Raw genomic sequence first — 13,467 nt, forward strand, 5'->3', positions numbered from 1 at the left:
GTGCGGTCATCGTCGACGCACCTCCTCCAACGGTGCGGGGGCCGACAACCGCTCAGGTACGGAGACATTCATGAATTCTTCATGGCTCATGTCTCGGGGGAAGGCCTCGTCGAGGCCACGCATCACCACCACACTCTTGCGTCGCAGGGGCACGGCGATCATGGCGGTAGCCGCGCTCGCTGTGCCCGCCGCGGTGCTCATGGCACCGAACGCCTTTGCTGTCAGTCAGGCCACCTTGACGGGCAGCAACTTCCAGATCGACGATGACGCCAACCTCAAGGTCGACACGCCGACCGCCGACGACCCGCAGAGCATCGACTGGGGCGGCCTCACTCACACCGGTCTGAACCCGCCGGAGATCCGAGCCACCGACAAGACCACGGGTCAGACGGACGACTCGTACAAGGGCGGTGTCAAGGAGGACACCGAGTGCCCGGGCGAGGTCACCGGCAGCATCCCCAACAACAAGAGCGACCTTCTCACCTTCCACTTCTACGAGGAGGCCGGCGTCGGTGGACACCCTGGCTTCGCCAACATCGCGTGGAGCCGGGTCAGCGACCCGAGTGGCACCACGCTGATGGACTTCGAGTTCAACCAGTCGAAGACCAAGTGCGGCACTGGCCCCAACGTCGTCCGAACGAACGGTGACCTGCTCATCGAGTACGCGATCGACCAGGGCGGCGCGCGTGCAGACATCCTCGGCCGCACCTGGAACGGTTCGGCATGGAGTTCCGCAACGGCACTCGACGAGGGCACGGCCTGCGGTGGCGGTCCGTGCGCGGTGGGCACGATCAACTCCACGGTCATCCCTGATGGCGAAGCCGACGGGCTGGGCGAGAAGCAGCCCCGCACGTTCGGTGAGGCCCAGATCGACCTGCGCCTGATCTTCGACGGGACGAAGTGCGTGTCGTTCGGTTCGGCGATGCTCAAGAGCCGTTCGTCGGACGCGTTCACGTCGCAGCTCAAGGACTTCATCACCCCGATCCCGATCGACCTGACCAACTGTGACGCGACCGTGGTGACCACCCCGGTCACCTCCGACGGGACGACTCCCATCGGCGCGGGTGGCGTGCTGGTCGGCAGCTCGGTGCGAGACTCTGCCGTGGTCACCGTCACCGGTGCCACCGGTCAGAGCGCCACGGGTGCCGTCAAGTTCTTCATCTGCAAGATCGCCACCGGTCTGTGCGACGGCACTGAGGGCAGAGTCGGCACCCAGGTCGGCACCCCGGCCACGGGCGAACCGCTCCCCGGCAACACCAACCCGGCAACAGTGGTCTCCGACCTCTATTCCGTGACCGAGGTCGGCCGCTACTGCTTCCGGGCTGAATACTCCGGCGACGTGGAGGCAGGCATCCCGGCGAGGACCGACTTCGCCGAGCGAGAGTGCTTCACGGCGACCTCCGTGCCGTCGACGATCTCGACAGCGCAAAACTGGCTGCCGAACGACGCAGCCACCGTCTCGGCCACCGCAGGCGGGGCCATGGCGGGCACGGTCACGTTCACGCTGTACAACTCGACCAACTGCGCCGCAGGGACGAGCGTCTACACCGAGAACCGGCCCGTCGCAGCGGCCTCGCCGGTGACGGTCAACACCACCAACGGCACCGTTCCCGCAACGACCTATGTCGCGACCGCGACCGGGGAGTACTCGTGGGGCGTGTCCTACACCAGCACCAACCCCGCTCAGGACAGCATCGCCGCGAGCTGCAAGGAGGTGTCGTCGCTGACCGTCGACAACGACAACACCGTCTCGTGATCGAGCGGTAGGGCTCCTCGAGCCTTCGCGTTCACGACCGAACCACCGTGGCCCAGCGAGCAGTCGCTGGGCCACGGTGCGTTCGAATTTGACTGGGAGACATGCCTTCTCGCCTGACCAATCCCGATATGTGACGGGCTGTCATGCCTTGGCCGAGGACTTGTGGGACATATGCCACCGCCTTCTGAATTCCCAAGCCGGTGCGGCCTCGCGGTCCTACCGTCGACAGAGGACGTGGGTCGGCCGTGGGGGCGGGCTCCGCCGGGGGTTCGGACGTGGGGGTTCGAGGAGGTCGCGTGGTCATCGCCGACGCGTGCTCCACCCACCGGTGCGGGGGCCGACACCGCTCACAATTGGAGACGCAGCATGAATCGATCATGGATCGTGTCTCGGGGGAAGTCGCACTCAGGTTCACCATCGCGCAGACGAGCCACCTGGCTCGCCGTCATCGCCGCCGTCATCATGCCGGCTGCTCTGCTCACGGCCCCCTTCGCGGCCGCCAGCGATACTCCACCCTTCACGATCGGTCCCAACGGCACCGCCTCGATACCGGAGCCTGACATGGCCGAGGCCGACGGCGCTGTGGACATCCACACCAACGTCAAGGAGCTGGGTCCGCTCAACCAGAGCACGACGAAGATCGGGGTCATCCACAACGACGCCGTGCCGACGCTCGGATTCACCAACCCCAACGCCCAGGTGGACCTCTACCGGGCTTGGGTCACGTCGAAGAAGGACCTGAGCGACAGTGACGACTGGGTCTACTTCGCGTGGGAACGTGACGCGAACACCGGTAGCGGGTTCATCGCCTACGAGTTCATGCAGAAGGCGGCCCCGGCAGTATGCGCCGACTTCGACCCCGCAGTGACCACCATCGTCAACCAGTGCAACCCATGGGCCAACCGTGACGGCGACACCGACGACACCGGCGCCCCCGGACCGGGTGGCGGCGACGGCCCGGACATCGGCGACTTCCTCATCCTGTGGGACCAGCAGGGTGGCAGCCGCGACCTCTTCTACCGCAAGTGGATCGGCACGGCTCCCAACCTGACGCTCGCTCCTGCCGTCCCCCTCACGTCGTCGGTCGCCGTGGCGGCCTACGGTTCTGACGGTTACCGCGGTGAGGCAGCGATCAACATTACTGATGTCGTCTTCGGCGGCACCCCTACCTGTCTCGCCTTCGCGAACATCATTCCCAGCACGGTCACCGGCAACTCCGACACCGCTGACTACAAGGACACGATTCTGCAGCCCGGTCTCGACCTGTCGAACTGTGGCACGACGACGACCACCACCCCGCGGGACGCGGCTGGGGACCTCATCCCGGCCGAAGGCATCTCCATCACGCAGAACGGTGTCGTCGAGGTCAAGGACCGTGCCGTGATCGCACTCACCGGTGCCGCCAGCGGCACCGTCGGCGGGACGATCGACTTCACGCTCTGCCGGGCGAACGACTCCGCTGCAGGGCCGGGTGGAACTCCGGCAGCAACGAGTGCCTGCGACACGACCAACGCCAAGTCGGTGGTGGTCGACGACAACAAGAACGTCGTGGACGAGGACGGTGTCGCCGGATTCCCGGTGACGGTCACCTCGTCGAGCGCGTGGGTGACGGCAGCGGGCAGGTACTGCTGGAAGGCCGTCTACAGCGGCAACGAGACCGCGGGCTACACCGGCTCGAGCGACGTCTCGACCGGCGAGTGCTTCGTCATCAACCCCGTCACACCTTCCGCGTCGACTACGGCAAGCGACGACGTGACGGTCGGGCAGACCCTGAGCGACACGGCCACCGTGACCGGTCTCGCCCCGAAGCCGACCGCCGACGTGATCCACACGAGCTCGACGGTGGGGACCCGCACCCCGGCGACGGGAACCGTGACCTTCGAGCTCTACGGTCCGGACGACTGCACGGCCAAGGTGCACGGACCGGTCAACGGTGCCATCAACACCTCAGGTGTCGCCACCACGCCGAGTCCGGCCTACGTCGCGACTGAGCCCGGCACCTACAGCTGGAAGGCCACGTTCAACGGCGACAGCCCGAACAACCTCGCCAGCGAGACGCACAACCCGGACTGCGACCAGCCGCTCGAGGACGTCATCGTCAGCAAGAAGCAGCCGACAATCAGCACCGCGGCCACGACCACGGCGGTGTTGGGCTCGACGATCACCGACAAGGCGACCGTTGCGGGCGGCTCCTTCCCGGCCGACAGCCCCTACGCCCCTGGGACCGTGACGTTCAAGCTCTACGGGCCGTTCGGTCCCGACGCCGTCATCGACGAGAACTCGTGCATCGATGACGGAGCGGGCGCCAACCTCATCGCGGCTGCGGGGAGCACGGTCAACGCCAGCGTGGTGGCAGGTTCGACGACATCGGTCGAGGCCACTGCCACGCCTTACGAGCCCACTGCCCCGGGGACGTACCTCTGGGTGGCCTCGTACAGCGGGAACGGGCAGAACCTGCCTGTCTCGGGCGCCTGTGCTGACGCCAACGAGGCGAGCATCATCACGAGAGCCCCGGCAGACATCGCCACGGCCCAGTCCTTCTACCCGCAGGACTCGGTGACCGTGTCTGCCAGTGTCGGTGGCACTCCGACGGGCACCGTCGTGTTCAAGCTCTTCGGTCCTGACGCCGCCAACTGCTCCGGAGCAGCCGCCTGGACCTCGCCGGAGATCACTTTGATCGCGGGCGCGGCAGCGACGAACAACCAGTCGTTCGTCATCAATGCGGCCAACGCCGGCGCATACCACTGGCTCGTCAGCTACAGCGGCGACGCATCGCACCTGCCCAACCCGGGTGTCTGCAAGGACGAGACCTCCTCCGTCTCGATCAACAACAACGCCATTCCGTGAGCTGACACATCGGCCTGATCGTGGCCCGGCCGGCGGGGCGGCCGGGCACGCGAGGGACAGGTCGACTACCAGCAACCACAGGGACCGTGACCGGTTCGGGGCCAGTGTCCCGAACCGGTCACGGCTCTTTCCGGGCATATGCCGCCACCTCCGCGGGAGGCGTATCGAGGGCGCTGCTCCCGCCTCTTCCACGGCGGCGCGGCCAACCATGACCGCGCCGTCTCAGACCCGGATCGGGGGTCGGGCACCTCCACCCAGGGAAAGAAGCATCACCATGAAGGTCACCAAGTCAGTGCTCATCGCGGTCATCGCCTTCGTCGCAGCTCTCGTCATGGCGAGCCCCGCATCTGCCGTCGCTGCGAAGTTCCACAGCGTCGACTCCAGCGTCAGCAACTCCGGCGCTCTCGTCGTCAGCTTCGACGAGCGCGGCGTCGGCAACGGCGACATCGACTACACCCTGACGGCTGACGCGTCGGCCGTCTACGCCTGCATCAACGGCGGCGGCAAGCACCCGCAGGCCGCCAACAAGGAGACCGTCAACGGCGACGTCTCCACCGGGGGCACCTTCGAGTCGAGGAACGGCCGCGTCCAGGCCAGCCTGTCCGCCGGCCCGATCGACGCCGGTGGCTTCAGCTGCCCCGGCGGCCAGCGCCTCGTGCTCGCCTCGGTCTCCTACTGGAACATCGTCCTGACCGACACGACGAACGGCACCAGCACCTCGGTGCCTGACGCGTGGCGCGTGTTCTTCGCCGTCTGAGCCGGGCTCGAGACGGTTCTGAGACAAGCGGCACCTCGTGCGTCTGGCACCCCCGGGGCCTCGGGGGTGCCAGGCGCGCAACCAGCTGTGCGGTTGGCACCCCCGACAGCCGGGAGGTGCCAACCGCACAGTGGTGTTGCCGGTCTCTCAGTGCTGGTGCTCGAGCAGCTCCTCGCGTCCCGCGCCGAGCACGGTCAGCGGCAGCAGGGTCTTGCCGGTCGGGCCGATCTCGATCTCGGTGCCCATCTGGGGGCAGACGCCGCAGTCGAAGCACGGGGTCCAGCGGCAGTCGTCGACCTCGGTCTCGTCGAGCGCGTCCTGCCAGTCCTCCCAGAGCCAGTCCTTGTCGAGGCCGGAGTCGAGGTGGTCCCACGGGAGCACCTCGTGCTGCTCGCGCTCACGGGTCGTGAACCAGGCGACGTCGACGGGCTCGTCGGCGAGTGCCGTCTCGGCCGCGCGCATCCAGCGCTCGTAGGAGAAGTGCTCGCTCCAGCCGTCGAAGCGGCCCCCGTCGCGCCACACGGCCTCGATGACCTTGCCGACGCGGCGGTCACCGCGTGACAGGAGTCCCTCGACGACACCGGGCTGCCCGTCGTGGTAGCGGAAGCCGATGGCGGAGGCGTAGCGACGGTCGGCGCGGATGGCCTCTCGCAGCTTGGCGAGGCGTGCGTCGGTCTCCTCGGCGCCGAGCTGCGACGCCCACTGGAAGGGGGTGTGCGGCTTGGGCACGAAGCCGCCGATCGACACGGTGCAGCGGATGTCGCGCCGACCGGAGACCTGGCGACCGGTCTCGATGACGCGCTTGGCCAGCTCGGCGATCTGCAGCACGTCCTCGTCGGTCTCGGTCGGCAGCCCGCACATGAAGTAGAGCTTGACCTGCCGCCACCCGGCGCCATAGGCCGCGGCGACGGTGTTGATGAGGTCCTCCTCGGACACCATCTTGTTGATCACCTTGCGGATGCGCTCGGACCCACCCTCGGGGGCGAAGGTCAGCCCTGAGCGGCGGCCGTTGCGGGTCAGCTCGTTGGCGAGGTCGATGTTGAAGGCGTCGACGCGAGTCGACGGCAGCGATAGTCCCGTCTGCGTGCCCTCGTAGCGGTCGGCGAGGCCCTTGGTCAGGTCTGCGATCTCGGAGTGGTCGGCGGAGCTGAGCGACAGCAGCCCGACCTCCTCGAAGCCCGTTGCCGCGAGGCCGCGCTCGACCATCTCGCCGATGCCGGTGATCGAGCGCTCGCGCACGGGACGGGTGATCATGCCGGCCTGGCAGAAGCGGCAGCCGCGCGTGCAGCCGCGGAAGATCTCGACCGACATGCGCTCGTGGACCGACTCGGCCACCGGCACGAGGGGCTGCTTGGGGTAGGGCCAGGCGTCGAGGTCCATAACCGTGTGCTTGGCGACGCGCCACGGCACACCCGGGGCGTCGGCGGCCGGAGCCACCCGCTTGATGCGACCGTCGGGGAGGTAGGCGACGTCGTAGAACGCAGGCACGTAGACGCCACCGGTGCGCGCGAGCCGCAGCAGCACCTCGCGGCGACCACCGGGTCGGCCGGCTGCCTTCCACTCCCCCACGATGTCGGTGATAGCGAGCACGGCCTGCTCGCCGTCGCCGATGACCGCCGCGTCGATGAAGGCGGAGATCGGCTCGGGGTTGAAGGCCGCATGGCCACCCGCGATGACGATGGGGTCCTCGAGACCCCGCTCAGCGGCATACAGGGGGATGCCTGCGAGGTCGAGCGCGTTCAGCATGTTGGTGTAGCCGAGCTCGGTCGAGAAGGAGAGCCCGAGTAGGTCGAAGTCGCGCACCGCGCGGTGGCCGTCGACCGTGAACTGCGGAAGGCCGCTCTCGCGCAGCTGCGCCTCCATGTCGGGCCACACGGCATACGTGCGCTCCGCGAGGGCGTCCTCGCGCTCGTTGATGACCTCGTAGAGGATCATGACGCCCTGGTTGGGCACACCCACCTCGTAGGCGTCGGGATACATCAGCGCCCAGCGGGTGGTCAGCTCCTCGCCGGCGGGTCCGTGGCCGCCGACGTGCCAGTCCTTGACCGTGGAGTTCAGCTCGCCGCCGACGTACTGGATGGGCTTGTTGACCCGTTCCAGCAGCGGCTCGAGGTCGGCCCACAGGGAATCACCAGACATCCCTCCATGCTACGTGCTGCGTCGAGTGCTCACTTTCGCGCCATTTCGACGGTCCGGCGCGGGGCGGTCGCTCCGCGCGCGAAAGTGAGCACTCGACGTCGGTCACCCGTCGGCGTACATCGCGTCGATCTCGGAGAGGTGCTTCTCCGTGACGGCGCGGCGGCGCAGCTTCATGCTCGGCGTGAGGTCGCCGTCCTCGATGGTGAGGTCCTTGTCGAGGATGGTGAACTTCTTGATCGTCTCCCAGCGGTTGAGCCCGGCGTTGAGCTTGTCGACGTAGCCCTGCACCAGCGCTCGCGCCTCCGGGGAGGTGACGATCTCGCTGTAGGACTTGCCCGCGAGCCCCTCCGTGGCGGCCCACATGGTGATGGCGTCGGGGTCGAGCGTGACGAGGGCCGTCGCGTAGTTGTGCCCGGCGCCGTGCACGAGGAACTGGCTGACAAAGGGGCACAGACCCTTGAAACGGGCCTCGATCTCGGCCGGGGCGATGTACTTGCCGCCCGAGGTCTTGAAGAGGTCCTTCTTGCGGTCTGTGACGAAGAGGTAGCCGCGCTCGTCGATGCGCCCGATGTCGCCGGTGTGGAACCAGCCGTCCTCGTCGAGCACCTCGGCCGTCGCCTCGGGGTTGTTGTGGTAGCCGCGCATGACGCCCGGACCCCGCACGAGGATCTCGCCGTCCTCCTCCGCGATGCGCACCTCGGTGCCCGGCATCGGCCAGCCGACCGAGCCGTACTGGTAGGAGCCGTGCTCGGGCGTGTTGACCGTGGTGCCGGAGGAGGTCTCGGTGAGGCCGTAGCCCTCCTGGACGAGCAGCCCGACCGAGCCGAACCAGCGGGCCACCTCGGCGTTGAGCGGGGCGGAGCCGCTGATCATGAAGCGGACCCGGCCACCGAAGCGCTCCTGCACCTTCTGCAGGACGAGCTTGTCGGCGACGCCGTGCTTGCGTGCCAGACCCGACGAGGGCTGCTCGCCTCGGGCGAGCACGTCGCGCATCTCGCCGCCGACCTTGAGCGACCAGTCGATTAGCTTCTTCTTGAGGCCCTTCTCCTGGGCGAACATCAGCGCGACGCGTCCGTGGGCCTTCTCGAAGATGCGCGGCGGCCCGGCCATGAAGGTGGGCTTGATGACGGCCATGTGGTCGACGATCTTCTCGACGCGCCCGTCGACAGCGGTCGGGAAGCCGATCTGCAGACCGGTGGCGACGAGCATCTTGCCGAAGACGTGCGAGAGCGGCAGCCAGAGGAACTGCAGGTCGTCCTTGCTCAGGGTGCCCATGGCCTCGATGACGGCACCCTCGTAGACGACGCTGTCCTGCACGAGGCGCACGCCCTTGGGCCGTCCGGTCGTGCCGGAGGTGTAGATGACGACGGCGAGGCTCTCGGGCCCGAGCTGGTCGATGCGGGAGTGCACGAGGTCGGGCGTCGCGCTCAGCCACTCACGGCCCTTCGCGGCGAGCTCGTCGGTCGTGATGACCCAGCCGTCCTCGCTGCCCTCACCGGTCAGCGCGATGACGTGCTGGACCCCGGGGATCTCGCTGCGCACGGCCTGGAGCTTGGCGACCTGCTCGGCGTTCTCGGCAAAGACGATCGAGCTGCCCGAGTCGGTGAGGATGTAGGCGACGTCCTCGGCGATCGTCGTCGGGTAGACGGTCGTGGTCGCCCCACCGGCGCAGATGATCGCGAGGTCGGCGAGGATCCACTCGACCCGCGTCGTCGAGGCGATGGCCACCCGGTCCTCGAGCTGGACGCCCATGGCGATGAGGCCCGCAGCCCACTCATTGACGATGTCGTGGGTCTCGCGCCACGTGAGCGTCGTCAGCTCGGTCGAGTCCCCCTTGAAGTAGAGGTATGCCGGTGCGTCCGGGGTCGCGTCCACGCGCTGGCGGAAGAGCGCTCCGACGCTGCGGGCGCGTTGGTCGAGGATCGACTCGTCGACTGGTCGGTCGGCGAGAGTGATCAGGGGCATGCGGACTCCTTCGTCGCTGCTGCGTCGCCCGTCATCGGCGTCTGCGGGCGCCGCGTCATGCCCGGATGATGCCAAAGGAATGCCCGGGCGTCACCAGTCCCGGGCCGAAAGACACCGCAACGTGACCCGCGAGTAACCCGCGCGGGCGTCCCGCCACGCGGACCGCCCGCTCACCTCAGCCGCGGGCCACCCCGCACGGACGCCGAGCCGACGGTGCCGACGAGGCCCACGGCGATCCAGGACGCGATCATCGAGGAGCCGCCGTAGGAGACGAAGGGCAGGGGCAGCCCCGTCACCGGCGTCAGCCCGAGGTTCATCCCGATGTTCTCGAAGGCCTGCACGCCGAGCCAGGCCGCGACGCCCAGCGCGACGAGCCGCCCGAAGGTGTCGGCCCTGCGGGCCACGACGGCCGCCCGCACGACGATGAAGCCGATGAGCAGCACCAGCCCGAGCGCACCGACGAAGCCGAGCTCCTCCCCCGCCACCGAGAAGATGAAGTCGGTCTCCTGGAAGGGGATGTAGCCGCCCTGGGTCTGCCGCCCGGCGAAGAGGCCCTGCCCCGAGAGCCCGCCCGACCCGATCGCGAGCCGCACCTGGCGGGTCTGGTAGCCGATGCCCTGCGGGTCGAGGGACGGGTCGAGGAAGGCCCGCAGCCGGTTGCTCTGGTAGGTCGAGAGCAGCGAGGTCGTGAAGGCCGCGACGGTCACGCCCACCCCGACGGTGACGACGGCGACGGTCCACGGCCACGGCGCCCCGGCCGCCGCGATGATGACGACCGCCATCGCGACGAGCACGAGAGCCGAGCCGAGGTCGGGCTGGGCGAGCACGAGCACGATCGGGATGCCGGCGACGACCCAGGCGAGCGCGATGTCGCGGTGCCGCTGGCGCAGCCCCCGGTCGGCCCGCCCCGCGAGGAGCATGGCGAGCCCGATGGCGAGCGCGACCTTCATCAGCTCGGAGGGCTGCAGGGTGAAGCCGCCGGGCAGCCGGATCCACGACCGCGACCCGTTGACGGTCGACCCGAGCGGCGAGAGCACCGCCACGAGCCCGATGACGGCGAGCACGTACACGACGGGTGCGAGCGCCCGCACGATGCGCATGTCGAGACGCGTCAGGCCCAGGGCGCACGCCATGCCGATGGCGACGGCGAGCAGCTGCTTGAGCGCCAGCCCCGCGCCATGGGTCTCGCGGGTCGCCGACCACACGAGCACGACCCCGATGAGCGAGAGCCCCGCCGCACCGATGAAGAGACCGAGGTCGAGGCGCAGCCACGACGTGCGCGACCGCCGCCCGGCGGGGCGCGGGGAGGTCAGGACGGCACGATGACCGAGAGGATCTCGCGACACCGGTCCACGTCCTGCGCCATCTGCTCGACCAGCGCGTCGACCCCGTCGAAGCGCAGGGTGGGGCGCAGCCGGTCGACGAACTCGACCACGACCCGCTCGCCGTAGAGGTCGAGGTCGGTGCGGTCGAGCACGTAGGCCTCGACTCGGCGCTGCTGGCCGTCGAAGGTCGGGTTGGTGCCCACCGAGACAGCGGCGGGCAGGGTGCGGTCGGGGTCGTCAGGGGCCACGTCGAGCCTCAGCAACCACCCGGCATACACCCCGTCGGCGGGCACGAGACCCTCGTGGTCCTGGGAGAGGTTGGCCGTCGGGTAGCCGAGCTCGCGACCGCGATGGTCGCCGTGCACGACGGTGCCGGTCACCCGGTGCGGCCGCCCGATGATCTGTGCGGCATGCGCCACGGAGCCCTCGAGCAGCTCGGCGCGCAGCTGCGTGGAGCTCCAGCGGGTCGTCGTGTCACCCTCGCCGATGTCGTCGAGGGCCAACACCTCGAAGCCGTGGGTCGCGCCGAGCTCGCGCAGCGTCTCGACGTCACCGGAGTTGCGCACGCCGAAGCGGGTGTCCTTGCCGACGACGACGGCCACCGCGCCGAGCGCCTCGACGAAGGTGCTGTGGACGAACTCCTCGGGCGTCTGCTGGGCGAACTCCGGGGTGAACTCGAGCACGAGGGTGGCGCCGAGGCCGACCGCCTCGAGGGCGTCGAGCCGCTGCCCGAGCGACATCACGGCCGCCGGGGCACGCTCCGGATAGAGCACCGCGATGGGGTGCGGCTCGAAGGTCACGGCGACCGGCGTGGCGCCCCGATCGGCGGCCTCGCGCACGACACGGGTGAGCACCTCGAGGTGCCCGCGGTGGACGCCGTCGAAGTTGCCGAGCGTGACGACGGTGGGGCCGAGATCGGCCGGGATGTCGTCGAGTCCGTGCCAGCGATCCACGGCGACCACTGTAGTGGCCGCTCTCGCGTCGTCGCGCACGGTGGTCAGGCGCTCGCGCCTGCCGGGGCGAAGACGACCTTGGCGCGGGCCCGCTCGGCCGTCTCGTCGAGCACGGCGACCAGCCGCCCCGACGGGTCGATCGCCGCCACCGCCTCGACGCGCTGCGCGCCGCTGGAGATGCGCTGGCCGTGGCCGATGCGCACCGCCTCCTCGTCGCTGACCTCGTGCACGGGCATCTGGGCGCGGGCGGCCTCGGCCACCGGCAACAGGGGTATGCCGTCTCGTCCCTCGCGCTCGGAAGCGGCGGCGAGCTCCTCGAGGGAGTGCGCCTGCGCGAGGTCGAAGCGGCCGACCCGGGTGCGCCGCAGTGCCGTCAGGTGACCGCCGACCCCGAGCAGGTCACCGAGGTCGCGGGCGAGGGCGCGCACGTAGGTGCCCGACGACACGTCCACCTCGATGTCGACATCGACGACGTCGACGGGCGGACCGACCTCGGCCTGCACCCGGGCAGGTCGCACGGCGAGCACGTCGAAGCGGCTGACGGTCACCGGCCGCGCGGGCAGCACGACGTCGTCGCCCGCCCGCACGCGGGCATAGCTGCGCACGCCGCCGACCTTGATCGCACTGACCGAGCTCGGCACCTGCTCGATGGGGCCCGTCAGCCGTGCCACCGCGGCGCGCAGTTCCGTCTCCAGGGCCTGCACGTCGGGCACCCCCAGGAGGGTGCTCGTCTCGCCCTCGGCGTCGTCGGTGATCGTCGACTGCCCGAGGCGGACGGTCGCGGCATACGACTTGTCGCAGCCGACGAGGAAGGTGAGCAGCTTGGTGCCGCGGTCGACACCGAGCACGAGCACGCCGGTCGCCATCGGGTCGAGCGTCCCGGCGTGCCCGACCCGCCGGGTGCCGGCGAGTCGACGCACCCGGGCCACGACGTCGTGGCTCGTCCAGCCGGCCGGCTTGTCGACGACGAGCAGGCCGCCCAGCGTGCCGGTCATCGAGCCTGGACGTCCTCGCCGACAGCGCCCGGGGGCGTCACCGTGGTCGTGGGCGCGGGGCCGACGGTGTCGTCGGTGTCGTCGGTGTCGGCGTCAGTCTCGTCGGCCGGCTTCTTGTAGGGGTCGGGGTCACCGGCATACGTGGCGCCGGCGGCCGCGCGAGCGAGCTCGGCGTCGCGGGCCCGGGTCTGCGCGAGCACGTCCTCGAGGTGGGCCGAGTCGGCCGGGAGGGCGTCGGCGATGAACTCCAGCGAGGGGGTGAGGCGGATGCCGATGCCCTTGCCCACCGCGGATCGGATGCGGCCCTTGTTGGCCTCTAGCACGTCGGCGCTGGCCTGGCGCTCCTCGTCGGAGCCGAAGACGGTGTAGAAGACCGTCGCGTGCTGCAGGTCACCGGTCACGCGGCAGTCGGTGATCGTGACGAAGCCGAGGCGGTCGTCCTTGATGCGGAACTCGAGGTACTCGGCGACGATGACCTTGATGCGGTCGGCGACCTTGCGGGCGCGGGGGTGGTCAACCATGACTACCTCTCTCTGGTTGGTGGGGTGACGGCACCGGGCCGACTGACCAACCCTAGTCAACGGGTGTCACGCTGCCCAACCGCCTGCCGCGAGCGCGGTGTCCAGCCGCGTGGCGCGCCCGCGCCCCTCCCGGGAGAAGGCCGGCGGCGCCGGCCCCCCGAAGGGGACCGGCGCCGCGGCGTCTGCGTGGAGTCTGCGCGCGACCCGGA

At 69.5% G+C, this 13,467-nt stretch carries 9 protein-coding genes; 3 read left to right on the forward strand and 6 right to left on the reverse strand.

Going from position 1 to position 13,467, the window contains the following annotated elements:
* Positions 1-160: 160 nt before the first annotated feature.
* The 3 genes from LG278_RS13660 (at position 161) to LG278_RS13670 (ending at position 5,360) form a co-directional block, all read left to right on the forward strand.
* Positions 161-1,756 carry a hypothetical protein gene (locus LG278_RS13660; RefSeq protein ID WP_404387664.1) on the forward strand — a complete coding sequence of 532 codons (1,596 nt, stop codon included), beginning with the start codon at positions 161-163 and terminating at the stop codon, positions 1,754-1,756.
* A gap of 561 nt (positions 1,757-2,317) precedes the next feature.
* Positions 2,318-4,603 (forward strand): hemagglutinin, encoded by a 2,286-nt coding sequence (locus LG278_RS13665; RefSeq protein WP_404387666.1) that lies wholly within the window; start codon positions 2,318-2,320, stop codon positions 4,601-4,603.
* Between the two features lie 274 nt (positions 4,604-4,877).
* A complete protein-coding gene (locus LG278_RS13670) occupies positions 4,878-5,360 on the forward strand; it encodes a hypothetical protein (protein WP_404387668.1) in 483 nt (160 codons plus the stop codon).
* 147 nt (positions 5,361-5,507) lie between these two features.
* Here the strand turns inward: LG278_RS13670 and LG278_RS13675 are convergent, their stop codons facing one another.
* The 6 genes from LG278_RS13675 to rbfA form a co-directional block, all read right to left on the reverse strand.
* Positions 5,508-7,499 carry a TIGR03960 family B12-binding radical SAM protein gene (locus tag LG278_RS13675; protein ID WP_404387670.1) on the reverse strand — a complete coding sequence of 664 codons (1,992 nt, stop codon included), beginning with the start codon at positions 7,497-7,499 and terminating at the stop codon, positions 5,508-5,510.
* Between the two features lie 102 nt (positions 7,500-7,601).
* Complete coding sequence (locus LG278_RS13680) at positions 7,602-9,464, reverse strand: AMP-dependent synthetase/ligase (protein ID WP_404387672.1); 1,863 nt, start codon at positions 9,462-9,464, stop codon at positions 7,602-7,604.
* Positions 9,465-9,634: 170 nt separating this feature from the next.
* On the reverse strand, positions 9,635-10,810 hold the full coding sequence (gene rodA / locus LG278_RS13685; protein ID WP_404387674.1) for a rod shape-determining protein RodA: 1,176 nt from the start codon (positions 10,808-10,810) through the stop codon (positions 9,635-9,637).
* Positions 10,774-11,742: a bifunctional riboflavin kinase/FAD synthetase gene (locus LG278_RS13690; protein WP_404387676.1), complete on the reverse strand. Its 969-nt coding sequence runs from the start codon at positions 11,740-11,742 to the stop codon at positions 10,774-10,776. Before LG278_RS13690 ends, rodA begins: the two co-directional genes overlap by 37 nt.
* 44 nt (positions 11,743-11,786) lie before the next feature.
* A complete protein-coding gene (truB, locus tag LG278_RS13695) occupies positions 11,787-12,737 on the reverse strand; it encodes a tRNA pseudouridine(55) synthase TruB (protein ID WP_404387678.1) in 951 nt (316 codons plus the stop codon).
* The gene (gene rbfA, locus LG278_RS13700; protein ID WP_404387680.1) at positions 12,734-13,258 is read right to left on the reverse strand and encodes a 30S ribosome-binding factor RbfA; all 525 of its coding nucleotides are present in this window, start codon (positions 13,256-13,258) and stop codon (positions 12,734-12,736) included. The genes truB and rbfA overlap by 4 nt, the downstream gene beginning before the upstream one ends.
* Positions 13,259-13,467 lie beyond the last annotated feature (209 nt).

This window comes from Humibacillus xanthopallidus (assembly GCF_044793955.1).
Classification (GTDB): Bacteria; Actinomycetota; Actinomycetes; order Actinomycetales; family Dermatophilaceae; genus Humibacillus; species Humibacillus xanthopallidus_C.

Coding starts and splice junctions, on each gene's coding strand:
- LG278_RS13665 (WP_404387666.1), top strand. CDS start 2,318: ATGGCCGAGGCCGACGGCGCTGTGGACATCCACACCAACGTCAAGGAG.
- truB (WP_404387678.1), bottom strand. CDS start 12,737: ATGACCGGCACGCTGGGCGGCCTGCTCGTCGTCGACAAGCCGGCCGGC.
- LG278_RS13680 (WP_404387672.1), bottom strand. CDS start 9,464: ATGCCCCTGATCACTCTCGCCGACCGACCAGTCGACGAGTCGATCCTC.
- LG278_RS13675 (WP_404387670.1), bottom strand. CDS start 7,499: ATGTCTGGTGATTCCCTGTGGGCCGACCTCGAGCCGCTGCTGGAACGG.
- rbfA (WP_404387680.1), bottom strand. CDS start 13,258: ATGGTTGACCACCCCCGCGCCCGCAAGGTCGCCGACCGCATCAAGGTC.
- LG278_RS13660 (WP_404387664.1), top strand. CDS start 161: ATGGCGGTAGCCGCGCTCGCTGTGCCCGCCGCGGTGCTCATGGCACCG.
- LG278_RS13670 (WP_404387668.1), top strand. CDS start 4,878: ATGAAGGTCACCAAGTCAGTGCTCATCGCGGTCATCGCCTTCGTCGCA.